20 protein-coding genes and 2 riboswitches are annotated in these 22038 nt (G+C 65.5%); of the genes, 7 read left to right on the top strand and 13 right to left on the bottom strand.

The features are described 5' to 3' along the window. Window positions 1-340 precede the first annotated feature (340 nt). Together argE and EV687_RS06040 are read right to left on the bottom strand one after the other, a co-directional pair. On the bottom strand, window positions 341-1516 hold the full coding sequence (gene argE, locus EV687_RS06045) for an acetylornithine deacetylase (protein ID WP_122227295.1): 1176 nt from the start codon (window positions 1514-1516) through the stop codon (window positions 341-343). A 60-nt stretch (window positions 1517-1576) separates the two neighbouring features. Continuing rightward, complete coding sequence (locus EV687_RS06040; RefSeq protein ID WP_122226925.1) at window positions 1577-2554, bottom strand: LysR substrate-binding domain-containing protein; 978 nt, start codon at window positions 2552-2554, stop codon at window positions 1577-1579. 406 nt (window positions 2555-2960) lie between these two features. Between EV687_RS06040 and EV687_RS06035 the strand changes: the two genes are divergently transcribed. Next, window positions 2961-3911, top strand: coding sequence for an IS110 family RNA-guided transposase (locus tag EV687_RS06035; RefSeq protein ID WP_122227292.1), 951 nt, complete (start codon window positions 2961-2963; stop codon window positions 3909-3911). Window positions 3912-3927: 16 nt separating this feature from the next. Here the strand turns inward: EV687_RS06035 and EV687_RS06030 are convergent, their stop codons facing one another. Both EV687_RS06030 and EV687_RS06025 read right to left on the bottom strand, forming a co-directional pair. Continuing rightward, window positions 3928-4599 carry a DUF1028 domain-containing protein gene (locus tag EV687_RS06030; RefSeq protein WP_122226923.1) on the bottom strand — a complete coding sequence of 224 codons (672 nt, stop codon included), beginning with the start codon at window positions 4597-4599 and terminating at the stop codon, window positions 3928-3930. A gap of 23 nt (window positions 4600-4622) precedes the next feature. Next, entirely contained in the window at window positions 4623-5036 is a 414-nt protein-coding gene (locus EV687_RS06025) for a RidA family protein (protein WP_122226921.1), read from the bottom strand. A gap of 476 nt (window positions 5037-5512) precedes the next feature. On the opposite strand from EV687_RS06025, the gene EV687_RS06020 reads away from it, so the two are divergent. The 3 genes from EV687_RS06020 to EV687_RS06010 all read left to right on the top strand — a co-directional run bounded on the left by EV687_RS06020 (window position 5513) and on the right by EV687_RS06010 (window position 8340). Continuing rightward, window positions 5513-6538, top strand: coding sequence for an ABC transporter substrate-binding protein (locus EV687_RS06020; protein ID WP_122226919.1), 1026 nt, complete (start codon window positions 5513-5515; stop codon window positions 6536-6538). A gap of 124 nt (window positions 6539-6662) precedes the next feature. Further along, window positions 6663-7517, top strand: coding sequence for an ABC transporter permease (locus tag EV687_RS06015; RefSeq protein ID WP_122226917.1), 855 nt, complete (start codon window positions 6663-6665; stop codon window positions 7515-7517). 1 nt (window position 7518) lies between these two features. Next, entirely contained in the window at window positions 7519-8340 is an 822-nt protein-coding gene (locus tag EV687_RS06010; RefSeq protein WP_122226915.1) for an ABC transporter permease, read from the top strand. A 156-nt stretch (window positions 8341-8496) separates the two neighbouring features. Here the strand turns inward: EV687_RS06010 and EV687_RS06005 are convergent, their stop codons facing one another. From EV687_RS06005 to EV687_RS05980, 6 genes are all read right to left on the bottom strand, one after another. Beyond that, window positions 8497-9456 carry a 2-hydroxyacid dehydrogenase gene (locus tag EV687_RS06005; protein ID WP_122226913.1) on the bottom strand — a complete coding sequence of 320 codons (960 nt, stop codon included), beginning with the start codon at window positions 9454-9456 and terminating at the stop codon, window positions 8497-8499. 103 nt (window positions 9457-9559) lie between these two features. Continuing rightward, window positions 9560-10024, bottom strand: a complete 465-nt coding sequence (locus EV687_RS06000) for a type II 3-dehydroquinate dehydratase (RefSeq protein WP_122226911.1) — start codon at window positions 10022-10024, stop codon at window positions 9560-9562. Between the two features lie 13 nt (window positions 10025-10037). Then, the gene (locus tag EV687_RS05995; protein ID WP_122227290.1) at window positions 10038-10655 is read right to left on the bottom strand and encodes a glutathione S-transferase family protein; all 618 of its coding nucleotides are present in this window, start codon (window positions 10653-10655) and stop codon (window positions 10038-10040) included. A 40-nt stretch (window positions 10656-10695) separates the two neighbouring features. Further along, window positions 10696-11724 carry an NAD(P)H-quinone oxidoreductase gene (locus tag EV687_RS05990; RefSeq protein ID WP_242612483.1) on the bottom strand — a complete coding sequence of 343 codons (1029 nt, stop codon included), beginning with the start codon at window positions 11722-11724 and terminating at the stop codon, window positions 10696-10698. Between the two features lie 83 nt (window positions 11725-11807). Next, window positions 11808-12917 carry an ABC transporter ATP-binding protein gene (locus EV687_RS05985; RefSeq protein ID WP_242612482.1) on the bottom strand — a complete coding sequence of 370 codons (1110 nt, stop codon included), beginning with the start codon at window positions 12915-12917 and terminating at the stop codon, window positions 11808-11810. A gap of 165 nt (window positions 12918-13082) precedes the next feature. Next, a complete protein-coding gene (locus EV687_RS05980; protein WP_130466463.1) occupies window positions 13083-13358 on the bottom strand; it encodes a hypothetical protein in 276 nt (91 codons plus the stop codon). 131 nt (window positions 13359-13489) lie between these two features. On the opposite strand from EV687_RS05980, the gene EV687_RS05975 reads away from it, so the two are divergent. Both EV687_RS05975 and EV687_RS05970 read left to right on the top strand, forming a co-directional pair. After that, window positions 13490-14740 (top strand): flavin-containing monooxygenase, encoded by a 1251-nt coding sequence (locus tag EV687_RS05975; protein ID WP_122226905.1) that lies wholly within the window; start codon window positions 13490-13492, stop codon window positions 14738-14740. 207 nt (window positions 14741-14947) lie between these two features. After that, complete coding sequence (locus tag EV687_RS05970; protein ID WP_122226903.1) at window positions 14948-15736, top strand: exodeoxyribonuclease III; 789 nt, start codon at window positions 14948-14950, stop codon at window positions 15734-15736. 126 nt (window positions 15737-15862) lie between these two features. Here EV687_RS05970 and gcvP read toward each other — a convergent pair whose 3' ends face one another. From gcvP to gcvT, 3 genes are all read right to left on the bottom strand, one after another. Continuing rightward, on the bottom strand, window positions 15863-18781 hold the full coding sequence (gene gcvP / locus EV687_RS05965; RefSeq protein WP_122226901.1) for an aminomethyl-transferring glycine dehydrogenase: 2919 nt from the start codon (window positions 18779-18781) through the stop codon (window positions 15863-15865). A gap of 93 nt (window positions 18782-18874) precedes the next feature. Then, on the bottom strand, window positions 18875-19249 hold the full coding sequence (gene gcvH, locus EV687_RS05960; RefSeq protein ID WP_122226899.1) for a glycine cleavage system protein GcvH: 375 nt from the start codon (window positions 19247-19249) through the stop codon (window positions 18875-18877). A gap of 161 nt (window positions 19250-19410) precedes the next feature. Next, window positions 19411-20538 (bottom strand): glycine cleavage system aminomethyltransferase GcvT, encoded by a 1128-nt coding sequence (gcvT, locus tag EV687_RS05955; protein ID WP_122227287.1) that lies wholly within the window; start codon window positions 20536-20538, stop codon window positions 19411-19413. Window positions 20539-20584: 46 nt separating this feature from the next. Continuing rightward, a riboswitch (glycine riboswitch) is annotated at window positions 20585-20702 on the bottom strand. 12 nt (window positions 20703-20714) lie between these two features. Then, a riboswitch (glycine riboswitch) is annotated at window positions 20715-20829 on the bottom strand. Between the two features lie 166 nt (window positions 20830-20995). Here gcvT and EV687_RS05950 point away from each other — a divergent pair. Then, window positions 20996-22009, top strand: coding sequence for a sulfate ABC transporter substrate-binding protein (locus EV687_RS05950; RefSeq protein ID WP_122226896.1), 1014 nt, complete (start codon window positions 20996-20998; stop codon window positions 22007-22009). Window positions 22010-22038: the final 29 nt, after the last annotated feature.

Here is a 22038-nt window from a genome sequence, read left to right as displayed (position 1 = left end):
TCAAGAATATCGATTTCATTAAATATTAATTTTGGTAATTTGTTATGTCTCTCACCGTTCTGGCGGAAGGCGTGGTGACCTGGATGCGCCGTACCTATCACCATGCCTTGGGCCCTGTGCCACCAAGGGGCCGGCCATGGAACAGGACCAGAACTGGTTCATGAGAGGCCGCCATACTCCGAAATGTTTCCGAGTATTTTCATAACAACGGAAACAACGTGTTTTTGTTATTTTTTTACAACAATTGTCGGCGTGTCATGGATTCTCCATCACACCGCAGGGGCGGTGGGCGCGATTGGCGAGGCCGGATCGCGTGTCCAGTTCCTTGGCATGCAAGCTGTCACGCGCAGAGGTGATCCGTCAGCCGGGCGAGCATCTGGTCGCAGGCGGCGATCTGGCTCACTTCCACATACTCATCGGCCTTGTGCGCCACCTCGATGTTGCCGGGCCCGCAGACCAGCACGGGGGTCTGGTTCCAGCATTGCCGGAACAGGCCGCCCTCGGTACCGAAAGCGACCTTGGTGCGGCTGGTTCCTTGCGGCAACAGCGAGGCCAGCAGGCGCACCGCCGGGGAGTCCTCGGCGGTGGAGAGGCCGGGATAGGCGTTGACGAGTTGCACTTCGGGTGGCGCTGCATCGGGCAAGGCCTTGGCGTCGCGCATGCGCGCCTCGGTGCGGGCAAGCAGGCGCGCGAGAATGCGTGCCGGATCGTCCTGCGCGAGGGAGCGGATCTCGAAGTTCACCTCGCATTCGCCGGGGACGATGTTGAGCGCCTTGCCGCCGTTGATGGTGCCGACATGCACGGTGGAGTAGGGTATCTCGTAGCCCGCCTCGCGCAGGCCGTGTTCGGCCAGCTCCTGCTGAACGTCGCGCATGGCCGCCACCAGATCGGCAGCGGTATGGATGGCATTGACGAAGTGTGGCGCAAGGCCGGAGTGGCCTGCCTGACCGCGGCACAGCGCGCGATACGCGGACTTGCCCTTGTGGCCGGTGCCGATTTTCATGAGGGTGGGTTCGCCCACCAGGCACAGCATGGGCGCGGGCAGTGTGCCTTCTAGCGCGCGCAGCAGGTGGCGCACGCCCACGCAGCCGATTTCCTCGTCGAAGGACAGGGCCAGTTGCAGGGGCCGCTTGAGCGGCGCGTGGGCAGCACGGATCATGGCCCTGACCGCGCAGGCGACAAAGCCTTTCATGTCCGAGCTGCCGCGGCCGTAGATGCGGCCGTCGCTCCCGGTGGCTTCGAACGGCGGGACGGTCCAGGCCTGGCCTTGGACGGGGACGACGTCGGTGTGGCCCGAGAGCATCACGCCGGGCACTTCCTGCGGGCCGATGCTGGCAAAGAGATTGCAACGCGTGGCGTCTTCTGGGTCGGCAATCAGGGTTGCGGTAATGCCGGCCTGGCTCAGCAACTCTTGCACACGGGCCATCAGGTCTGCATTGGGAGCGAGGGAGACCGAGGGAAAGGCGATGAGTTCGCGCAGCAGCTCAAGGCTGCCCGATGGAGATGGGCTGGTCATGGCGATGGGCATGGGGAAATGGCGGCTTGCCGGTGCAATGCTGCCCGTGGCAGGGGCTGGTCATGGCGCATCGGTGTCCACCGTGCTGGCAATGTGCGGGTCGAAGAAGCTCGGCGCGCTCATGCCGGGGATGTACTGGTCGGAGATGTACGCCCGGCAGCGCTGCATGAACACCTGGGTCAGGCGCGAGTGCGCCATGGGCTTGTAGGTTGCGAGACCCAGCAGCATGGGGCGGGGCGTGCCGGCCAGGCGCAGCCGCACGAAGCGCTTGCCGTCGAGTGACTGGTTGGAGCGGGGCCGCACGTTGAAAAGGGCGTAGCCAATGCCATTGGCCACCATGGAGCGGACCACGTCCTCCGAGCGGGAGCGGGCCACGATATGGGGCTCGACGCCGGCCTTGGCGAAAAGCGAGGTGAAATAGTCTCTGCTCATGGGCAGGTCCAGCAGCACCATGGGCTGCGGGGCCAGCTCCTCGAACGTGACGGCCGGTTGCTGGGCCATGGGGTGCAACTCGCTGACCAGCACGTGCGGAGGCAGATGGGCCAGGGTCTCGAAGCGGATGTCTTCGCCCAGTTGCAGGTCGTAGGTGAGGGCGACGTCGATCTCGATCGTGCGCAGCTTGTTCATGAGCTCCTGCTGGTCGCCCTCGACCATGTGCAGCTCCACCTTGCCGAACGCGCGGGCAAAGCCGAAGATGACTTCCGGCGCGATCATGGCCGTCAGCGACTGGAAGCAGCCCACGCGCAGCGTGCCCTGGATGCTGTCGTTCGAATTCGAGGCGATGTCGTACAGCCCGGAGGCGCGCTCGAGCAGGTCCTGGCATTCCTGCATGACCCGCGTGCCAATGGCCGTCAGGGCCAGCCCCTTGGAAGGATGCCGCACGAACAGTTGCACACCCAGTTCCGCTTCCATGTGCGCAATGGCAGCCGAGATCGAAGGCGAGGAGATGTGGATTTGCGCAGAGGCCGTGGCAATGCTGCCGTGTTGGGCAGTGGCCACGAAATATTCCATTTGGCGCAGGGAGATGCGGTTGAGCATGGCAGCGAAGGAAAAAGGTGCAGCGCAAAGTCGCTTTGCGCACGAGGACTGCCGTGGGCGGGCGGTGCCGCCGGTGATACTCGGACGTGCGCGAAGCGGTGAGCCTGCAGTGTATCCACCATGTCAGGACAGGGGCTGCGCTGCCCGCGATGGGGGGGCGCGCCCTGATGGTGATGCAAGGTCATGCCGGCCAGGCAGGTTCTTGTATCTTTAACCCGGACCGGCGAGGTAGAGTCTGGACGCCGTAGAGGCGGCCAGACCGGCCCGTGCAGTTTGAATGGTTCTGGGGCGATCGAGCCCGTCTCTGAGTACAGAACGCACGGCCGCCGCGCAGGTCTTCATCAAGCCCGAACGGTTACGCGCGCCTTTGCTGAGCGCGCATGCACAAGAAAGGGATCTGAAGATCATGTCTGCTTCCTCAGTGACGGTAGGTATCGACGTGGCCAAGGCGCACGTGGATGTCTGTGTGCTGGGCGCCAAAAGCGATGCCCAGCGGTTGAACAACGATGCCGAAGGCCATTCGGCGCTGGTGGCGAGCCTGCTGCCGCTGGGCGTGGGCCTGGTGGTCATGGAGGCCACGGGTGGCTACGAGGCGGCGCTGGCCTGTGCGCTGCAGGCCGCTGGGGTGGTCAACCCGCGCCAGGCGCGCGACTTCGCCAAGTCCATGGGGCGACTGGCCAAGACCGATGCGGTCGATGCACGCATGCTCGCCGAGCTGGCGACGGTGCTGGTGCGCCGCGAAGATCTCGGGCGCTTCCTGCGCCCGCTGGCCGATGAGCTCCAGCAGTGGCTGGCCGCGCTGGTCACGCGCAGGCGACAGTTGCTGAGCATGATGCATTCGGAGCGCCAGCGCCTTCAGATCACGCCCAAAAAGCTGCATGCCAGCATCGAGGCCATCGTCGCGGCAATCAAGGCACAGCTCGACGAGATCGAGGCGCAGATGGTTGGGCATGTCCGTGAGCACTTCGACGAGCTGGACCGGCTGCTGCAGTCGGCTGCGGGCATCGGAGCGGTGGCCAGTGCCACGATGATTGCCGAGTTGCCTGAGCTGGGCCGGCTCAACCGGCGCGAGATCGCCGCGCTCGTGGGCGTGGCGCCCATGGCCAACGATTCGGGCGCTAGCCGAGGCCGCCGACGCGTGCAGGGTGGGCGCTTTGAGATCCGGCGCGTGCTCTACATGGCCACTTTGACGGCCATTCGCTACAACCCCGCCATCAAGGCCTTCTACCAACGTCTGAAAGCTGCTGGCAAGCTCGCCAAAGTCGCCCTCGTCGCTTGCATGCGCAAGCTGCTGACCACCCTCAACGCCATGGTGTGCACCGGCAAACATTGGGATAAATCGCTTCACGGCTCTTGACCTTTAAGACGGTTACTCAGAGGTCGCCGGGAACGCCAAAGCTGGGTGCGGCGCGTGGATCGCGTGCGCGGGCGATGTAGTCCTGCACCTGGGGTTCATAGATCTTCCAGGCTGTGTAGAGCGCCTGGACCGGGCTGTCGTCGACCCAGTCGAGGCGCAGGTCGACGACGGGCCAGTCCAGTTCGGCATAGACGAGCAGCCCGGCAGAGTGCACCGGGCCTTCCTCGCCGCCGGCAGCCTGGCCAGCCAGCATGGCCTGCATCAGGCGCTCGGCCAGGCAGCCCTGTGCGTGCTCGAAGGTTGCCAGCATGATCGCCGGCACCTCCCGGGAAGCGAGCATATTGCCAGCGCACGCCGCATGCTCGCCCGTGGCGCTGGAGAGCGTGCCCAGCGCGCGCGCGCCGGTGAAGACGGCTGGCGGATGGGAGGCGTCGATGGCCATGAGCTGGCGATAGGCGATGAACGGGCGCTGCTGCAGTTCCTCGAGGGCCTGCACGGGTGTGCGCCCGGCGGAGAGCCGCTCGAGGATCAGCGGGCCCAGGCGCGGGTCGGTGATGTTCTGGCTCACTGCCGCGCCAATGCCCTGGCGGGCGCGGATGCAGCGCGACGCGACGGCGGGCGAGGAAGATGCCACGGCGGCGCCGAACTGGCCGGAGGCCGGGCAGCGCGCGATGATGGAGAAGGTCATACGCTCAGTGCCTTGTGCTGGCGTCAGTCGGGGATGACGGCGGTGGCGTCGATTTCCACCAGCCATTCGGGGCGGGCCAGGGCCGAGACCACGATGCCGGTGGAGACCGGAAACACGCCCTTGAGCCAGCGCCCGGCCACACGGTAGACCGCCTCGCGATAGCGCGGATCGATGATGTAGATGGTGATCTTGCAGATGTCCTCGAGTTCGCCACCGGCTTCCTTGAGCAGCATGGCGATGTTGGCCATGGCCTGCTCGGCCTGGCCGGCCGCGTCGCCAATGCACACGCTTTCGGATGTGTCGAGGTTCTGGCCGATCTGCCCGCGCAGGAACACGGTGCGTCCGCGTGCGACGACGGCCTGGCACAGGTCGTTGTCAAGGTTCTGCTCGGGATAGGTGGCCTTGGTGTTGAAGGTGCGAATGCGGGTGTGTTTCATGGTCGCCTGGAGGGAGTGGATTCGTCTGGCCTGCACTGGTGGGCTGCTGGTGCGATGGCCGGGCCATGGCTGGGGGCTTGCGCCGCGCCGTTGCCAGCCCACCGGGATGCAACGGCCCCCATGGTCGGCCCAACCGGTAGCCATGCCTATTTGTATTTTCCGGTGGCCTGTTTCGGAATTTCCGACAGTGGCGCGTGCAAGGCTGCGGTGGCGCCGCGCGGCTCCGGCTTCCCCCTCCGGTGCGGGCCGGTCAGGAAAAGCGAGCCATGCCTACGGAAAAGGCGACTTGGCCCTGCGCCACAGCTCTTTCATCATTTGCCCAGGTTCAGCCAGAGGCGCCGGGGAAGAGCCCGGGCAGCACCCGGAGTCCGGAGCCTAGGGGCGAATTTGGCAGGATTTATGCTTTCTCGTATGGCGAAATCGTTCGTTTCGCGCACCGGTGCGGTGGCGCTTCAATCAACCGAAAGGGATACTCAATGATTCGGAAACTCATGACGGTCGGCATTCTGTCCGGCGCGATGATGGCCAGCGTGGCGTGGGCCCAGGAGGCACTGGTGGTCAGCACCTGGGGCGGCAGCTTCAGGGACCTGATCGATGAAAACATCGGCAAGGAATTCACCCGCCAGACGGGGGTGCCGGTCACCTACATCACCGGCGGCACGATCGATCGCCTCAACAAGGCCAAGCTGGCCACCGCGCCCGAGAGCGACATCACCTTCACCACCTCGCACATCGGCTGGCTTTACGTCGATGGCGGGCTGTTCGAGGAGCTCGATACCAGCAAGCTGCCCAACTACGCGAATCTGGTCGACCGTGCCAAGATCAGCCCTTACCACATCGGCAGCTGGGCTTATGTGTACACCATCGGCTACCGGCCCGACCTGGTGCCTCCGAGCATCACGTTCGGCAGCTGGGAGGATCTGTGGAATCCGCAACTCAAGGGCAAGATCGCCGCGCCAGACTTTGATCCGAGCCACATCATCAACGTGGCCGCGCTGCTCTCCGGCGGAGACGCCAGCAGCTGGGAGAAGGGCGAGGACAAGCTAAAAGCACTCAAGCCCAACTTCAAGGCGTTCTACACCAACGATGCCAACAGTCAGCAGCTCATCGCCACTGGCGAGACGCCGGTGCAGATCCTGCTGTCGATGAATGCCTATCACATGATCGGGCAGGGCGTGCCCATCAAGGTGGTCATGCCCAAGGAAGGCGCCGTGCTGGGCGTGGACACCATGGGCATCATGAAGGGCACCAGCAAAGCGGAGCTGGCCTACAAGTTCATGGACATTGCGCTCTCGCCGGAGGTGCAGTCCAAGATCGTGGCCTACAAGAAAGCCAGCCCCGTGGTGAACAATGCGACGGTCTCCGCCGAGGACGCCGCCCTGCCTGGCGTGTTCACCACCAAGGAGCAGTGGGATACCCAGGCGATCGTCATCGACGACAAGCTGCGCGCCGAGAAGACCGCCGAATGGCGCAAGTGGTTCACCGAGAACATCATGAACTGACTGGGCTGACGGCGCCCGGCGCACCTTGCCGCTACCGCGCTCCTGCCGCAGCTGCCATAGCTGCTGCGGCAGGAGCGCGGGAATTCGCGAAGAAGAACGAAGCAAACGGAAGATCGATCGAACCATGAGCACCCATTCCCGGTTGAAGGCATGGCTGGTTTCGCCGGCAGCCATGGTCGCGCTGTGCATCTGCGTGGCGCTGGTCGCCGTGTTCCAGTTCAGCCTGCGGGCCTATGTCCCGGGCTCGCTGGACGTGGGCGGACTGACGCTGGCCAATTTCACCGGCCTGGACAAGCCCATCTATCTGCAGGCGTTCTGGAACACGCTGCGGTTGAGTGTGGAGACCATGGTCTTCTCCCTGCTGGTGGCCTACCCGCTGGCCTATGCGCTGGTGCGCGTGCGCAACCGCGTTCTCAAGTCCTTCATCCTGATCGCCTCGATCACGCCGCTTTTCCTGGGCGAGATCGTGCGCACGTATTCGTGGATCATCGTGCTGGGCAGCAACGGTTTCCTCAATACCGTGCTGCGCAAGCTGGGCATCATCGAGTGGCCGCTGGAGCTGATGTTCACGCACCTGGGGGTGCTGGTGGCGTTGGTGCATGTGACGATCCCGGTGGTCGTGCTCATGCTGGCCACGGCCATATCCCACATCAACCGAGATTATGAGAAGGCCGCCCAGAGCCTGGGGGCCGGGCCGATCCGCACGTTCCTGACGGTCACGCTGCCGCTGTCCATGCCCGGCATTCTGGCGAGCGCGACCACCGCCTTCGCATGGACTTTCAGCGCCTTTGCCACGCCGCAGATGATCGGTGGCGGGCGCGTGCCCACCGTCTCCACGCTGGTCTACCAGCTCGGTTTCTCTTCGATGAATTTCCCCCTGGCGGCCAGCCTGAGCATCGTGGGACTGGCGCTGACGGTGGTGGCGCTGATGGTGCTCAGCGGGTTGACGCGCAAGCTCAAGAAGGCCGGAGGCCATTGACATGAACATTCGACATTCCCTGCCGCTGCCACTGCGCGTGGCCGGCCCGGTGCTGGTCTGCCTCATCCTCGGCTTCGTGCTGCTGCCGGTGTTCGTGGTCACCGTTGCGGCCTTCAATGACAAGGCGCTGCTGGCCTTCCCGCCCGAAACCTGGTCCTGGCGGTGGTTCGGCCGGGTCTTCACGTACCCCGATTTCCAGCATGGGTTCCGCGCGAGCATGATCGTCACCGCCTGGGCTTCTTTGCTGGCACTGGTGATCGGCACCTGCCTGGCCATCGCCGTCAAGCGGCTGGAGTTCCACGGCAAGGCCACCCTGCAGGCCATTCTGCTCTCGCCGCTGGTGATTCCTCACTTCACGCTAGGCCTGGGACTCTTGATCCTGGCGGCGCAGTTCAAGGTGCAGCGTGGCTATGCCATCGTGATCCTGTGCCATGTGATGCTGGTGCTGCCATTCGTGATGCGCAGCGTCTACGTCTCGATGGAAAACCTCGATGAACGGCTGGAGCAGGCCGCCGCCAGCCTGGGGGCGTCGCCGCTGAAGGTGCTGTTCACCGTCACGGTGCCCTTGCTCGCGCCGGGCCTCTTCGGCGGCTGGCTGTTCGCTGCCATCATGTCGTTCAACGAGTTCACGGCCTCGCTCTTCATCACCACGCAGCGCACGCAGACGCTGCCGGTGTCGATGTACAACTATGTGCGCGAGTTCGCCGATCCGACGCTGGCAGCCCTCTCGGTCGTCTACATCGCCGTCACGGCCAGCCTGCTGGCCTTTGCCAACTACTTCCTGGGGCTGGGCAAGGTGCTCAATATCGAAGAGAGCCGCTGACGGGGCAGGAGCGGCAGACCACCATCTTTCGTGGGGCGCGCGCAGGAGGTCAGAAATGCAATGGGCAGCGCCGCCCGTTGCATTGCGCTGTATTGGAGATTTGCAGCCTTCCGGGATTCCCGGGAAAGGCGCACAGACAGGTTCTCAACAAGACGATCAATAGCCTAGCGAAGGGTCGATCCGGTTGGCCGGCGTCTCGCCGCGAACGATGCGCAGGATGTTGTCTGCGATCTGCCGGGCGGCCGATGCGGGAATGGCCACCGAGGCCAGGTGCGGGGTGATGAGCACGTTCTCCATGTGCCAGAGTGGATCATCGGCCGGCAGCGGCTCATGCTCGAACACGTCGAGCGTGGCCGCGCCAATGTGGCCGCTTTGCAGCAGTTCCGTCATCGCGGCTTGGTCGACCAGCGCGCCGCGGGCCACGTTGATGAGCGCGGCGCCATGGGGCAGGCGCGCGAGCCGCTCGCGGCCGAGCAGGCCGCGGGTCTGCGCCGTCAGCGGCAGCATGATCACCACGATGTCGGCCTGCGAGAGCACTCCATCGAGCGTGTCCAGCCCCGCATGGCATTGCACGCCCTCGATGTGCCGGGGACTGCGCGACCAGCCCAGCACCGTCAGGCCCTGGCGCTGCAGTTCGCTGGCCGCCCGCGCGCCCAACTCGCCCAGGCCGAGCACGGCCACGCGGATGTCCTCGGGGTTGCGCGGGTGGCGGTATGCCCATTCGCCGCGCCGCTGCGCCTGCTCGAAGAACGGGATGTCACGAGCATGTCGCAGCGTGGCAAAGAGCACGTAGCCGGCCATCATGCGCGCCATCTGCGGATCGGTGATGCGGGTGATCGGCACGCCGAGCGGCAGGTCGTTGCGCGCCACCAGCGAGTCCACGCCGGCGCCGAGGTTGATGATCAGCCGCAGTTGCGTCATGGTCTTGAAGAAGCCTTCGGGCGGCTTCCACACCAGGGCATGGTGGATGGCCTCCGGGTCGGTCACCTCGCGCCAGTGCAGCACCTGCAATTCGGGCAGCTGGGCCTGCAAGGCGCGCTTCCAGGTATCGAAGTCGTCGAACTCGCTGTAGAAGACGAGCGCGCCCGTGGGCGTGGCGGTGGCGGAAGTGGTCATCGGCAAGCGGGGAGGGAGGGGAGACGGTCGGTATGGCAGGCAGCGCGGGCTGGCGGCCATGGCGGTTGTGCGGTGCGCACCGCAATAGGTTACCAGCCGCGCATCAGTTGCGGATCAGCCGAGCGATGGCCTCGATGGCCAGCTCGTAGCCGTCGCCGCCGAGGCCGGCGATGACACCATCCGCCGCCTTGGAAATGTACGAGTGATGGCGAAAGCTCTCGCGGCGCCAGATATTGCTCATGTGCACCTCGATGATCTTGCCGGGGAAGGACTGCAACGCATCGAGGATGGGCACCGAGCTGTAGGTCAGTCCGGCCGCATTGATGATGATGCCGCTGACCGTGCCGCGTGCCTGCTGGATCCAGTCCACGAGCTGGCCTTCCCAGTTCGACTGCTCGAAGCGCAGTTCCAGCCCAAGGGCTGCGGCCTTGGCTTCGCAGCGTGCCTGCAAGGTGGGGAAACTCTCCTGCCCGTAGACCTGGTTGGCATCGAGCCCGTAGAGATTTGCATTGGGGCCGTTGAGGAACCAGATGGTCCGCGCGGCGGAGGAGGATGTGGTACCGGTCATGGTAAGAGATGGATCAGGCTTCGTGAGGAATGGTGGCCTGCATGGCGGGCAGGGCCTGCAACTGGGCGTGCCAATGCACGGCTTTGGGGTGCGTGGTGCGCCAGTCGAGCGAGGAAAAGCGGAAATCCAGGTAGCCGAGGGCGCAGCCGAGCGTGATCTCGCCAATGGTGGGGGCTTGCACCGACAGCTCGGCGGCCTGGTGTTCGATGGCGTCGAGGCAGGCTTGGACCTTGCCCAGTTGGGCGTCGCGCCAGGCGGCCGATTGCTGTGCCTCTGGGCGTGCCGTGAACTCATAGCGGGCCAGCAGCGCGGCATCGAGCAGGCCGTCGCCCAGTGCCTGGCGTGTCAGCGCCTGCCAGCGCTGCGCCCCATCCTTGGGGAACAGGCCGGCCTCGGGCACCAGGCTGTCGAGGTACTCGCAGATCACTCGGCTGTCGTACAGCGCCTGGCCATCGGCCAGAACCATGGTCGGCACCTTGGCCATGGGGTTGTGCGCCGCGATGCGCGCGTCGCGGTGGATCGGATTGGCGGCGCTATCGAGCAGCCGGATGCGCCCGGTCAGGCCCAGCAAGTGGGCGCTGGCCATGACCTTGCGCACGTAGGGGGAGGTGGGGGCGTAGAGCAGTTGCAGCATGGTCACAGCGGTGTGGATGATAAAAGCGAGTATGGAGCTAGGTCGGGCGTCCGGCTTGTTCGGGCAGCAGCACGAGTTTGCCGAAGACTTCGCCACTTTCGAGCAGGCGATGGGCCTCGGCTGCCTGGGCCAGTGGCAGGGCCGCATGCAGGCGCGGGCGCACCTTGCCGTCGGCCACCAGGGGCAGCACATGGCACGCGATCGCCCGGGCCATGCGCGCCTTCTCGCTGTCCGGCTGGGGCCGCATGGTCGAGGCGTGCAGGCTCAGCTGTTTCTGCATCAGTGTCAGCAGCTCGATGGACACCTGGGAGCCCTGCAGGAAGGACAGGCTCAGGTGCCGCCCGCCGAAGGCCAGCGCATCGAGATTGCGCCGCACGTAGTCGCCGCCGACCACGTCCAGCACCACATCCACACCCCGGCCCTCCGTGAGGGAGCGGCAGGCAGCCACGAAATCGGTGTCGCGGTAGCAGATCGCCTCCAGCGCGCCCATCTCGCGCAGCGCCACGAGCCGTTCCTTGCGGCCGGCGGTGGCGATGACGCGCGCGCCGGCGGCGCAGGCCATGCGGATGGCGAGGGTGCCAATGCCGCCCGCCGCGCCGTGGATGAGCACCGCCTCGCCCATCTTCAGCGCACCGAGTTCGAAGAGGTTGTGCCAGACGGTGAAAAGCCCTTCCGGCAGCGCTGCCGCCTCGGCGTCACCCAACTGCGGAGGCACCGGCAGGCAGTGCTCGACGCGCGCGATGCACCACGGGGCGTAGCCGCCGCCGGGCAGCAGGGCCATCACGCGTGCGCCAGGCTCCAGGCCCGGAGCCTGTGGCGGCAAGCCGGGCCCGCAGGCGGCGACCTCGCCGCAGACTTCGAGGCCGAGCACGTCGGTCACGCCCGCTGCGGGCTTGGCCAGGCCCTGGCGCTGCATGATGTCCGGACGGTTGACGCCTGCGGCACGCACTCGCAGCAACACTTCGCCGGGCCCGGGCTCCGGGATGGGGCGCTCGGCCAGGGAGAGGACTTCAGGGCCGCCGGGCTGGCTGGCGATGATCGCTTGCATGGAGGAGGGCGTTGTCATGGGAATCGGTTTCCGTGGCCAATGAAGCTGGCGCAGCTTTCAGAGGGGCAAAGGCGCCGTCGCGCCGTCGCAGGCGGGGCGGGTTATGCGGGCTTCGGGGGAAAGACGCTCATGCCGCTCGGCGGCATGCCCAGCGCTGTCACCGTGCCCACGGGCCATTGCTCCATCACACCCAGGCCGGGTGAGCGCACCATCACGCGCTGGTGACCCTGCACGGCAATGTCCACATCTACGTAGGTATCGACATGGTCGCCCTGGAAGACATGGTGCACCACCGTGCCGGTCAGCACCGAGTCCGCATGCAGGGGCTCGAGCCGCAGGTGCTCCGGACGCACATAGATGTCCAGCCGTCCGCCGTCGTGCCCGCCGCCGATCAGCCGCTCGCGCTCGATGCTGACCAGGCCCGCGCCCAGGCGCAGGTAGATGCGGCCTGCATCCTCGCCGTGAAAGTGCGCCGGCAGGATGTTCACATCGCCGAGGAACGATGCCACGAAGGGATCTTCCGGGTGGCGGTAGATGGCATCGGGCGTCGAGATCTGGCAGATGCGCCCGCGCGACATGACCGCGATCCGGTCCGACATGCTCAGTGCCTCGCCCTGGTCGTGGGTCACGAAGACCGTGGTCACGCCCAGCTTGCGCTGGATCTCGCGGATCTCGACCTGCATGGAGCCGCGCAGGCTCTTGTCCAGTGCGGAGAAGGGCTCGTCGAGCAGCAGGACCTTGGGCTCGATGACCAGGGCGCGTGCCAGGGCCACGCGCTGTTGCTGGCCACCCGAGAGCTCGCGCGGCTTGCGCTGACCCAGGCCGTCGAGCTTGACCAGCGCCATGGCGTCCTTGACGCGCTGTGCGATCTGGCTGGCCGGCACACCGCGCATGCGCAGTCCGTAGCCGATGTTGCGCTCGACGTTCATGTGCGGAAACAGCGCGTAGTTCTGGAACACGATGCCGATGTGGCGTTCGTGGGGCGGCAGGTCGGTGACCAGTTGGCCGTCGATGAAGATCTCGCCGGTGTCGGCCTGCGCAAAGCCCGCAATGAGGTTGAGCAGGGTGGTCTTGCCGCAGCCCGAAGGCCCGAGCAGTGTGAGGAACTCGCCGCGCTGGATCTTCAGGGAGATGTCCTGCAGCACCGTCTGGTCGCGGTACTTCTTGACCACGCCCTCGAGACTGACGGCGATGGGGGATTCCTGGGACAAGGGGCTGCCCCGCAGAGGGGCTGATGGTTCAACTGGATTCATGGTTTCACTGTTGCGAACGGCCTCGCCTCGGAGACATGGCAGGGCACATATGGGCAGACATCGGCTTGCGGACGCCTCGCGCCCCGGGCATGCATGGCTCGGTCCATGCGGCGTGCGACTGCGTCAAAGAATACGGCAAAAGCCGGCTGGCAAGGCTTTGTGGATATTGATGCCACTCATCGGAAAAACGGAATCCTTGTATCGCATCGCTCGACGAGGCAACGTGGTCCGCGAGACGATGGTGAACAGGTTCTCGGAGGTGTGCGCCGTATGCAATGCGGCTTGCGGCGAGGCCATGCGGCGCAACGGCAGCCGTTTGCTTTTTCCTAAGCCCAGCGTCCAAAAATCGAAGTTCTCAAGCGCAGCGAGTTTGCGCACACTGGCATCCCATGCATGCACGATGTTTTCTATGAACAGGTTCTAAGAACCCGTTCACGGGGTGCATGCGCTTGGGAAGCTCGTTGCCGGCACCTGGGCGTGCCGGGGTTGGAAAAGAGCCGGTTTGGATTCTCTCTATGTAGGAAATAAAGATGTCAGTTGAAAAAATCGATACGTTGGTCGTCGGTGCTGGTCAAGCCGGTGTCGCGATGAGCGAGCACCTCGGAAAAATGGGCATCCCGCACATCGTGCTGGAACGCAAGCGCATCGCCGAGCGCTGGCGCTCCGAGCGCTGGGATTCACTGGTTGCCAACGGACCGGCCTGGCACGACCGCTTTCCGAACCTGAAGTTCGATGATGTCAGCCCCGAAGCCTTTCCGCCCAAGGAGCGCATGGCCCAGTATTTCGAGGACTATGCGAAGATGATCGCCGCACCGGTTCGCACCGGCGTCGAGGTCAGGCATGTCCGGCACAACGACAACCGCTCCGGCTTCACGGTGACCACCTCGGAGGGCGTGATCGAGGCCATGCACGTGGTGGCTGCGACCGGGCCGTTCCAGGTGCCGAGCTTCCCGAAGATCGTTCCCGAGGACAGCGGCATCGAGCAGATCCACTCGTCGGCCTACAAGAATCCGGCGCAACTGCCCGATGGTGCGGTGCTGGTGGTTGGCGGCGGCTCGTCCGGATCGCAGATCGCCGAGGAGTTGCGCAAGGCGGGCCGGACGGTCTACCTGTCGGTCGGCGAGCACTATCGCCCGCCGCGTTCCTACCGCCAGCGCGACTATGTGTGGTGGCTGGGCGTGCTGGGCATGTGGGACGAGGTGAACACCAAGCCCAAGAAGAAGCATGTCGCCTTTGCCGTGAGCGGTTTCGACGGCGGCAAGACCATGGATTTCCGCCGGCTCGCCCATACCGGCATCACCCTGCTGGGCGTGACCAAGGCCTATGACAATGGCGTGATCGAGTTCGAGAACGATCTGCAGCGCAACATCGCGCAAGGCGACGAGGACTACTTCGAAGTCCTGCGCGAGGCGGATGCCTACATCGAGCGCAATGGGGTTGACCTGCCCGCCGAGCCCGAGGCCTGGAAGATCCCGGAAGACCCCGAATGCCTGACGAATCCGATTCTCAGCCTGGATCTGGCCAAGGCCGGCATCAAAACCATCATCTGGGCGACCGGTTTCCGGTTCGACTTCAGCTGGCTGGACGTCAATGCCTTCGATGCCAATGGCGCGCCGCTGCACAAGCGCGGCATTTCGTCCGAGACGGGCATTTACTTCCTGGGCCTGCCGGATCTGACGAACCGTTCCTCTTCCTTCATCTGGGGCGGCTGGCACGATGCCAAGTACATTGCGGACCACATTGCCGTGCATCGCAACTACCTTGCCTATGAAAAGGAATGAGGCGCGGGCACCCCGCCCGCTGCTGTGACGGGTCTCGCCGAGACGCGAAGGCTGCCGGCCCCGCATGGGCCGGCAGCCTTTTTTTGCTGCTCGATCCATGCATGTGCAATCGACGCACCGCCAGCGCTCCGGCGGCGTGTGTGATGCGGGCGGCGCGTCTGGGCGCTGGTACGATGGCGATTCGAATTCAAAGGGATTGTTTTTGCGATGAAGATTGCCACCTGGAACGTCAACTCACTCAATGTCCGCCTGCCGCAGGTCAAAGGTTGGCTCGAGCAGAATCCGGTCGACGTGCTGTGCATGCAGGAGCTCAAGCTGGTGGACGAACGTTTCCCACGGCAGGACTTCGAGGATCTGGGCTACCAGGGGGTGGACAGCTTCGGCCAGCCCACCTACAACGGCGTGGCCACCATCAGCCGCGCTGCCGGCCGCGATGTGGTTCGCAACATTCCCGGCTTCGACGATGCGCAGTCGCGCGTGCTGACGCTCACGGTGTCTTCGGAATTCGGAGACCTGCGAATCATCAACGCCTACTTCGTCAATGGTCAGGAGCCTGGCAGCGACAAGTTCCGCTACAAACTCGACTGGCTGCGCCACCTGCACGGCTTCGTGGCCGGGGAGCTGCGCCAGCATCCCCGACTGGTGCTGCTCGGCGACTTCAACATCACCGCCGATGACCGCGATTCCTGGGATCCGGTCGGCCTCAAGGGCACCATCCACCACACCGACGAGGAGCGCGAAGCCCTGCGCAGCCTGCTTGCGCTGGGGCTCTTCGACAGCTTCCGCCAGTTCGAGCAGCCGGAGAAGACCTTCTCCTGGTGGGATTACCGCATGCTGGGTTTCCAGAAGAACCGTGGCCTGCGCATCGACTATGTGCTGCTCAGCGATGCGCTGCGGCCCATGCTGAGGGCCTGCCACATCGACCGCGCGCCGCGCAAGCTGCCCAAGCCCAGCGATCACGCGCCGGTGGTCGTGACACTCGAAGGCGCGGCATAGAGCTGTTGGCACGACGCCACTGGCGGTGTATCTGCTGTGCGCACCATTGCCAATGGCAATGGCAATGAAAAAGGGGCATCCCGAAAGAGGATGCCCCTTGACTGCCGGCGCAGCGGTTTTGCTCGCTCAGTGTGGGTCTGCGGCAGCAGGCTCCGCCTCGTCGGCATAGGCCTCGGGCGGCAGGCAGGTACAGAACAGGTTGCGGTCGCCATAGACGTTGTCGACCCGGCCCACCGGGCTCCAGTACTTGCTGCGGCGCAGCGACTCGATCGGGTAGGCGGCGGTTTCGCGGGAGTAGGGCGCGTCCCAATCGGCCCGCAGCAACGCCTCGGCGGTGTGCGGCGCGTGGACCAGCGGGTTGTTGTCCTGGGGCCAGAGGCCTTCCTCGACCTGGTGGATCTCGGCGCGGATGCGGATCATCGCATCGATGAAGCGGTCAAGCTCGTCCAGCGGCTCGCTCTCGGTGGGCTCGACCATCAGCGTGCCCGGCACCGGGAAAGACAGCGTGGGGGCATGGAAGCCATAGTCGATCAGGCGCTTGGCGACGTCCTCGGCGCTGATGCCGCTGCTCTCCTTGAGCGGACGCAGGTCCAGAATGCACTCGTGCGCGACGCGGCCGTGGCTGCCGGCATACAGCGTCGGGTAGTGGTCCTTGAGGCGGGTGCTGATGTAGTTGGCGCTCAGGATCGCCACGCTGGTGGCCTGGCGCAGGCCGGCATCACCCATCATGCGGATGTACATCCAGCTGATCGGCAGCACCGCCGCGTTGCCCAGCGGCGCGGCCGAGACCGGGCCGACATCCTCGCCCTGGCCCGGCAGGAACGGCACCAGATCGGCGGCCACACACACCGGGCCGACGCCCGGGCCGCCGCCGCCGTGCGGGATGCAGAAGGTCTTGTGCAGGTTGAGGTGGCTGACGTCGCCGCCGAACGCGCCCGGCTCGGCCAGGCCGACCATGGCGTTCATGTTCGCGCCATCGACATAGACGCGGCCGCCGTGCTGGTGCACCAGCTCACAGATGCCGCGCACGCCACCCTCGAAGACCCCATGCGTACTGGGGTAGGTGATCATGATGCAGGCGAGCTGCTGGCTGTACTGCTCGCATTTGGCGCGCAGATCATCCAGGTCGATGTTGCCCTGCTTGTCGCAGGCCACCACCACCACCTTGAGGCCTGCCATTTGAGCGCTGGCCGGGTTGGTGCCGTGGGCGCTGGAAGGGATCAGGCAGATGGTGCGATCGGCGTGGCCACGCGAGCGGTGCCAGGCGCGGATGGCCAGCAGCCCGGCATATTCGCCCTGTGAGCCGGCATTGGGCTGCAGGCTCACACCGGCGTAGCCGGTGATGGCCGAGAGCCACCGGCGCAGTTGCGCATCCAGCTCGGCATAGCCCTGCAACTGCTCGGTCGGGGCGAAGGGGTGCAGGTTGGCGAATTCCGGCCAGGTGATGGGGATCATCTCGCTGGTGGCATTGAGCTTCATGGTGCAGCTGCCCAGCGGGATCATGCTGCGGTCCAGCGCCAAGTCCTTGTCCGAGAGGCCGCGCAGGTAGCGCAGCATGGCAGTCTCGGAGTGGTGGGTGTTGAAGATCGGGTGCGTCAGGTAGCCGCTGGTGCGGCGCAGCGCGGCCGGAATCAGCGGCGTGGCCTCGTTGCCCAGTTCGGCCGCCAGTGCCGCGGCCTCCGGCAGCGCCTGGCCGGGCTTGGCGAACAGGCCCCACAGCAGTGCCAGGTCCTCGGGGCTGCTGGTCTCGTCCAGCGCAATGCCCACGCTTTCGGCGCAGACGCGGCGCAGGTTGGCACCGGCCTGCACGGCCTTGGCGAGCACTGCCTCGGTGGCATCGCCCGTCAGCACGGTGAGCGTGTCGAAGGCGGTCTCGTGGTGCAGACGCTGGCCCAGTTGCTGCAGGCCCTGTGCCAGCACGGCGGTGAGCTGCGCCACGCGCGATGCGATGCGCGCCAGGCCCTGCGGGCCGTGGTAGACGGCGTACATGCTGGCGATCACGGCCGGCAGCACCTGGGCGGTGCAGACGTTGGAGGTGGCTTTTTCGCGGCGGATGTGCTGCTCGCGCGTCTGCAGCGCCAGGCGGTAGGCGGGCTTGCCCTGTGCATCGACGCTGATGCCCACCAGGCGGCCGGGCATGGCGCGCTTGAATTCATCGCGGCAGGCCAGATAGCCCGCGTGCGGGCCACCGGCGCCCATCGGCATGCCAAAGCGCTGGGTGGTGCCGACGACGATGTCGGCGCCCATCTCGCCCGGGCTCCTGAGCAGCGTCAGCGCCAGCAGGTCGGCGGCCAGGATGAAGGCGCCCTGCTGGGCATGGCTGAGCGCGGCGGCGGCGCTGTGGTCTGTCAGTCCGCCGGTGCTGGCGGGGTACTGCGCCAGTGCGGCAAAGTGTGGCTCGGCCAGCGCGGCCTGCCATTCCCCGGCGCTGTGGGTGATGCGCAGCGTGATGTCCAGCGGTTCGGCACGCGTGCGCAGCACCGCGATCGTCTGCGGGTGGCATTGGCTCGATACCACGAACACCGCGCTTTTGGATTTGACCGAGCGGCGCGCCAGCGTCATGGCTTCGGCGGCGGCGGTAGCCTCATCAAGCATCGAGGCATTGGCGATGGCCATGCCGGTGAGGTCGCAGACCATGGTCTGGAAGTTCACCAGCGCTTCCATGCGGCCCTGGCTGATCTCGGCCTGGTAAGGGGTGTAGGCGGTGTACCAGGCGGGATTCTCCAGCACGTTGCGCAGGATCACCGCCGGCAGGTGCGTGCCGTAGTAGCCCTGGCCGATGAAGCTTTTGAGGATCCGGTTCTTGCCGGCGATGGCACGCAGCTCCTGCAGCGCCGCCACTTCGGAAACCGGCGCGGGCAGTGGCATGGCCTGGGGGCTGGCAATGCTCGCCGGCACGATCTCGGCCATCAGCGCCTGCAGCGAGGCCGCGCCGACGATGCCCAGCATGTGCTGCTGGTCCTCCGGGGACGGACCGATATGGCGCGGAAGAAAGTCCGCCGGGTTGTCCAGCGCGCTGAAGGGAAGGGGGGCTTGCATGAGCATGGTGGTGTTGCGGGGAGATCGGACAAGGGGAAGGCGTGCCAGCCGGCTTTACCGGCGCAGCGCGGCAGGGCACGCGCTGCGCCGGGTGCAAGCTCAGGCCTCCTTGGTGAAAGCCTCGTAGGCGGTGGCATCGAGCAGTTCGTCGAGCTGCTCGGGCTTGGCCAGCGTGATCCTGAAGAACCAGCCAGCCTGGAGCGGGTCTGAATTGGCCAGGCTCGGGTCGTCGCGCAGTGCTTCGTTGACCTCGACGATTTCGCCGTCGACGGGCATGTACACATCGGCGGCGGCCTTGACGGATTCGACCACGCCGGCGACGTCGCCCTGCTTGAAGCTGGCGCCCACCTCGGGCAGGTCAACGAACACCACGTCGCCCAGCGCATCCTGCGCATGAACGGTGATGCCGACGATGGCGGCTGCGGGGTTGGATGCGTCGATCCATTCGTGGTCGCGGGAGAATTTCAGGCTCATGGTGTGCTCCAGGTGAAAATGAAAACTTGCAAGGGCTTGTGTGCCTGCCGGCCGTGACCGGACATCGGCGCACAGACACTGTAGCGGCTGTCCGGGGCCGGGCGGTGCGCCGGGCGCCGGATGCGGCTGCACATCGGCCGGCCATCGCCGCCCGGCGCGGCTCAGCCGCGGTGGTAGCGATGAGGCACGAACGGGGCGGCGGCGACCTGCATGGGCACCTTCTTGCCGCGCACGATCGCCTGCACCGTGGTGCCGGCCTCGGCGTGCGCCAAGTCGACATAAGCCAGCGCGATGGGCTGGTTCAGGCAGGGCGAGAGCAGGCCGCTGGTGACGGTGCCGATATGCTGGCCGGCCGTGTCCTGCAGCTCGGTGTGCTCGCGCACCGGCACGCGTTCAAGGCCGACGAGCGCCACGCGCTTGCGCGGCAGGCTGGCCGGGTCGTCGAGTTCGTCAAGCACGCGGGCGGCACCGGGGAACCCGCCGGCGCGGGCGCCACCGTGGCGCCGCACCTTCTGGATGGCCCAGTTCAGCGCCGCCTGTGCCGGGGTGGTGGTAGTGTCGATATCGTTGCCGTACAGGCACAAGCCCGCTTCGAGCCGCAACGAGTTGCGCGCACCCAGGCCGATGGGACCCACTTCCGGCTGCGCCAGCAGGGCGCGTGCGAAGGCCTCGGCAGCCTCGCCCGGCAGCGAGATCTCAAAGCCATCCTCACCGGTGTAGCCGCTGCGCGTGATGTAGAGCGCGTGACCCTGCCATGTGAAAGGGCTGCCGGTCATGAACACCAGTTGCCCGACGCCGGGCAAGAGGCGGGCCAGCGCTTCGGCGGCTTTCGGGCCTTGCAGCGCCAGCAACGCCTGCTCGGGCATGGGGGTGATGCGGCAGCGCGTGCCGATGTGCTGGACGATCCAGGCGATGTCGGCGGCCTTGCAGGCGCCGTTGACGATCAGGAACAGGTCCTCGCCGCGGTTGACGAACATCAGGTCATCGAGGATGCCGCCAGCCTCATCGAGCAACAGTCCATAGCGCTGCCGGTGCAGGCCCAAACCGATCACGTCCTGCGGCAGCAGGCTTTCGAGCGCGGCGGCGGCATCCGGCCCTTCGAGGCGCAACTGCCCCATGTGGGAGACGTCGAAGAGGCCGGCAGCGGCGCGCGTGTGCAGATGCTCGGCCATCAGGCCGTGCGGGTATTGCACCGGCATGTCGTAGCCGGCGAAGGGCACCATGCGGGCACCCAGTTCGAGGTGCAGCGCGTGCAAGGGGGTTTTGAGAAGCGGGGCTGCTGCGTTCATCGCGGCGGTCTCCAAAAGGCCATGGGCCATGGCCATCGACCATGGGGGAGACCCTGCTGTCCGCTTTACCTGAGAGATTCAACGGCCAGGGCTGCCGGCGTCTTGCTCCTTCGGTGGATGGGCGTCCGGATGGCGGAGCCGCATCTCTCTCCAGTGGGTGGCAGCGGCGCGATGGCCGCTGTTTGCCAGTCCTTTTGCCTGAGCGTTTTGTGGCAGCCTCTCTGGCCTACCTGCGCCTTCGGCGGCTGCGCACCTGTGTGATGGGGCGCAGCGCTCTCCTGACAAGTTCTGGATTCTAGTCAAAAAGTGCGCAGCAGGGAATGGATCATTTGCCGATTTCGCTGAATTCATATAACCATACGAGCATATGAAAAAAACAAAATTATCGTTCTTTTTTATATTAAAAATGAAGAGAATTGGCGCGTCTTATTTCATTCAGTAAAAAGGGAAGTAACCAATGACAACAGGCAAGCGCAATGTGCTGAAGCTGGCTCTGCTCGGGCTGGCCATGTCGGTGGCGGGAGGCGTGGCGCAGGCGCAGCAAACCTTGCTCAACGCCTCCTACGATGTGGCGCGCGAGTTCTATCGCGAGATCAACCCGGCGTTCATCGAACACTACAAGCAGGCGACCGGCAAGGACATCAAGGTCGACCAGGCCCATGGCGGCTCCAGCGCGCAGGCGCGCGCGGTGCGCGAAGGCCTGGAGGCCGATGTGGTGACCATGAACACCACCACCGACATCGAGTTCCTGGCCGACAATGGTCTGGTGGCCAAGGACTGGGCGACGAAGTTCCCCCATGATGCGTCGCCGACGACTTCCACCATGCTGTTCCTGGTGCGCAACGGCAACCCGAAGAACATCCAGGACTGGAGCGATCTGGTCAAGCCCGGCGTGCAGGTCATCGTGGTCAACCCCAAGACCGGCGGCAATGGCCGCTACGCCTATCTGGCGGCCTGGGGTTCGGTGCTGGAGAAGGGCGGCAGCGAGGATGATGCGCGCGCCTTCGTCAGCCAGCTCTACAAGAACGTGCCGGTGCTGGGCAAGGGCGGGCGTGATGCCACGGCCATCTTCCTGCAGCGCGGCATCGGTGATGTGCTGATCACCTTCGAGTCGGAGGTGCTGTCGGTTGAGCGCGAGTTCGGCAAGGGCAAGGTCGATGCGGTCTACCCGTCGAGCAGCGTGCTGGCGGAGAACCCGGTCGCCGTCGTCGAGCCGGTGGTGGCCAAGAAGGGCACGGCCGAGGCCGCCAAGGCCTACCTGGACTTCCTCTACACCGATGAGGGGCAGGAGATCGCTGCCAGCCATGGCCTGCGACCGCGCTCGGAAGCTGTGCTGGCCAAGCATGCCGACGTGTTCAAGCCGGTCAACCTGTTCCGTGTCAACAAGTATTTCGGTTCGCTAGGCGAGGCGCAGAAGGTGCACTTCAACGACGGCGGCGAGTTCGACAAGATCTACGAGCCGGCTCGCTGACGTCTGGTTTCGACGACGGCCCCTGACCC

Origin of the sequence: Corticibacter populi (genome assembly GCF_004217315.1) — a bacterium.
GTDB classification, from domain to species: domain Bacteria; phylum Pseudomonadota; class Gammaproteobacteria; order Burkholderiales; family Burkholderiaceae_C; genus Lampropedia; species Lampropedia populi.
This window is presented reverse-complemented; position numbering and strand designations above follow the sequence as displayed.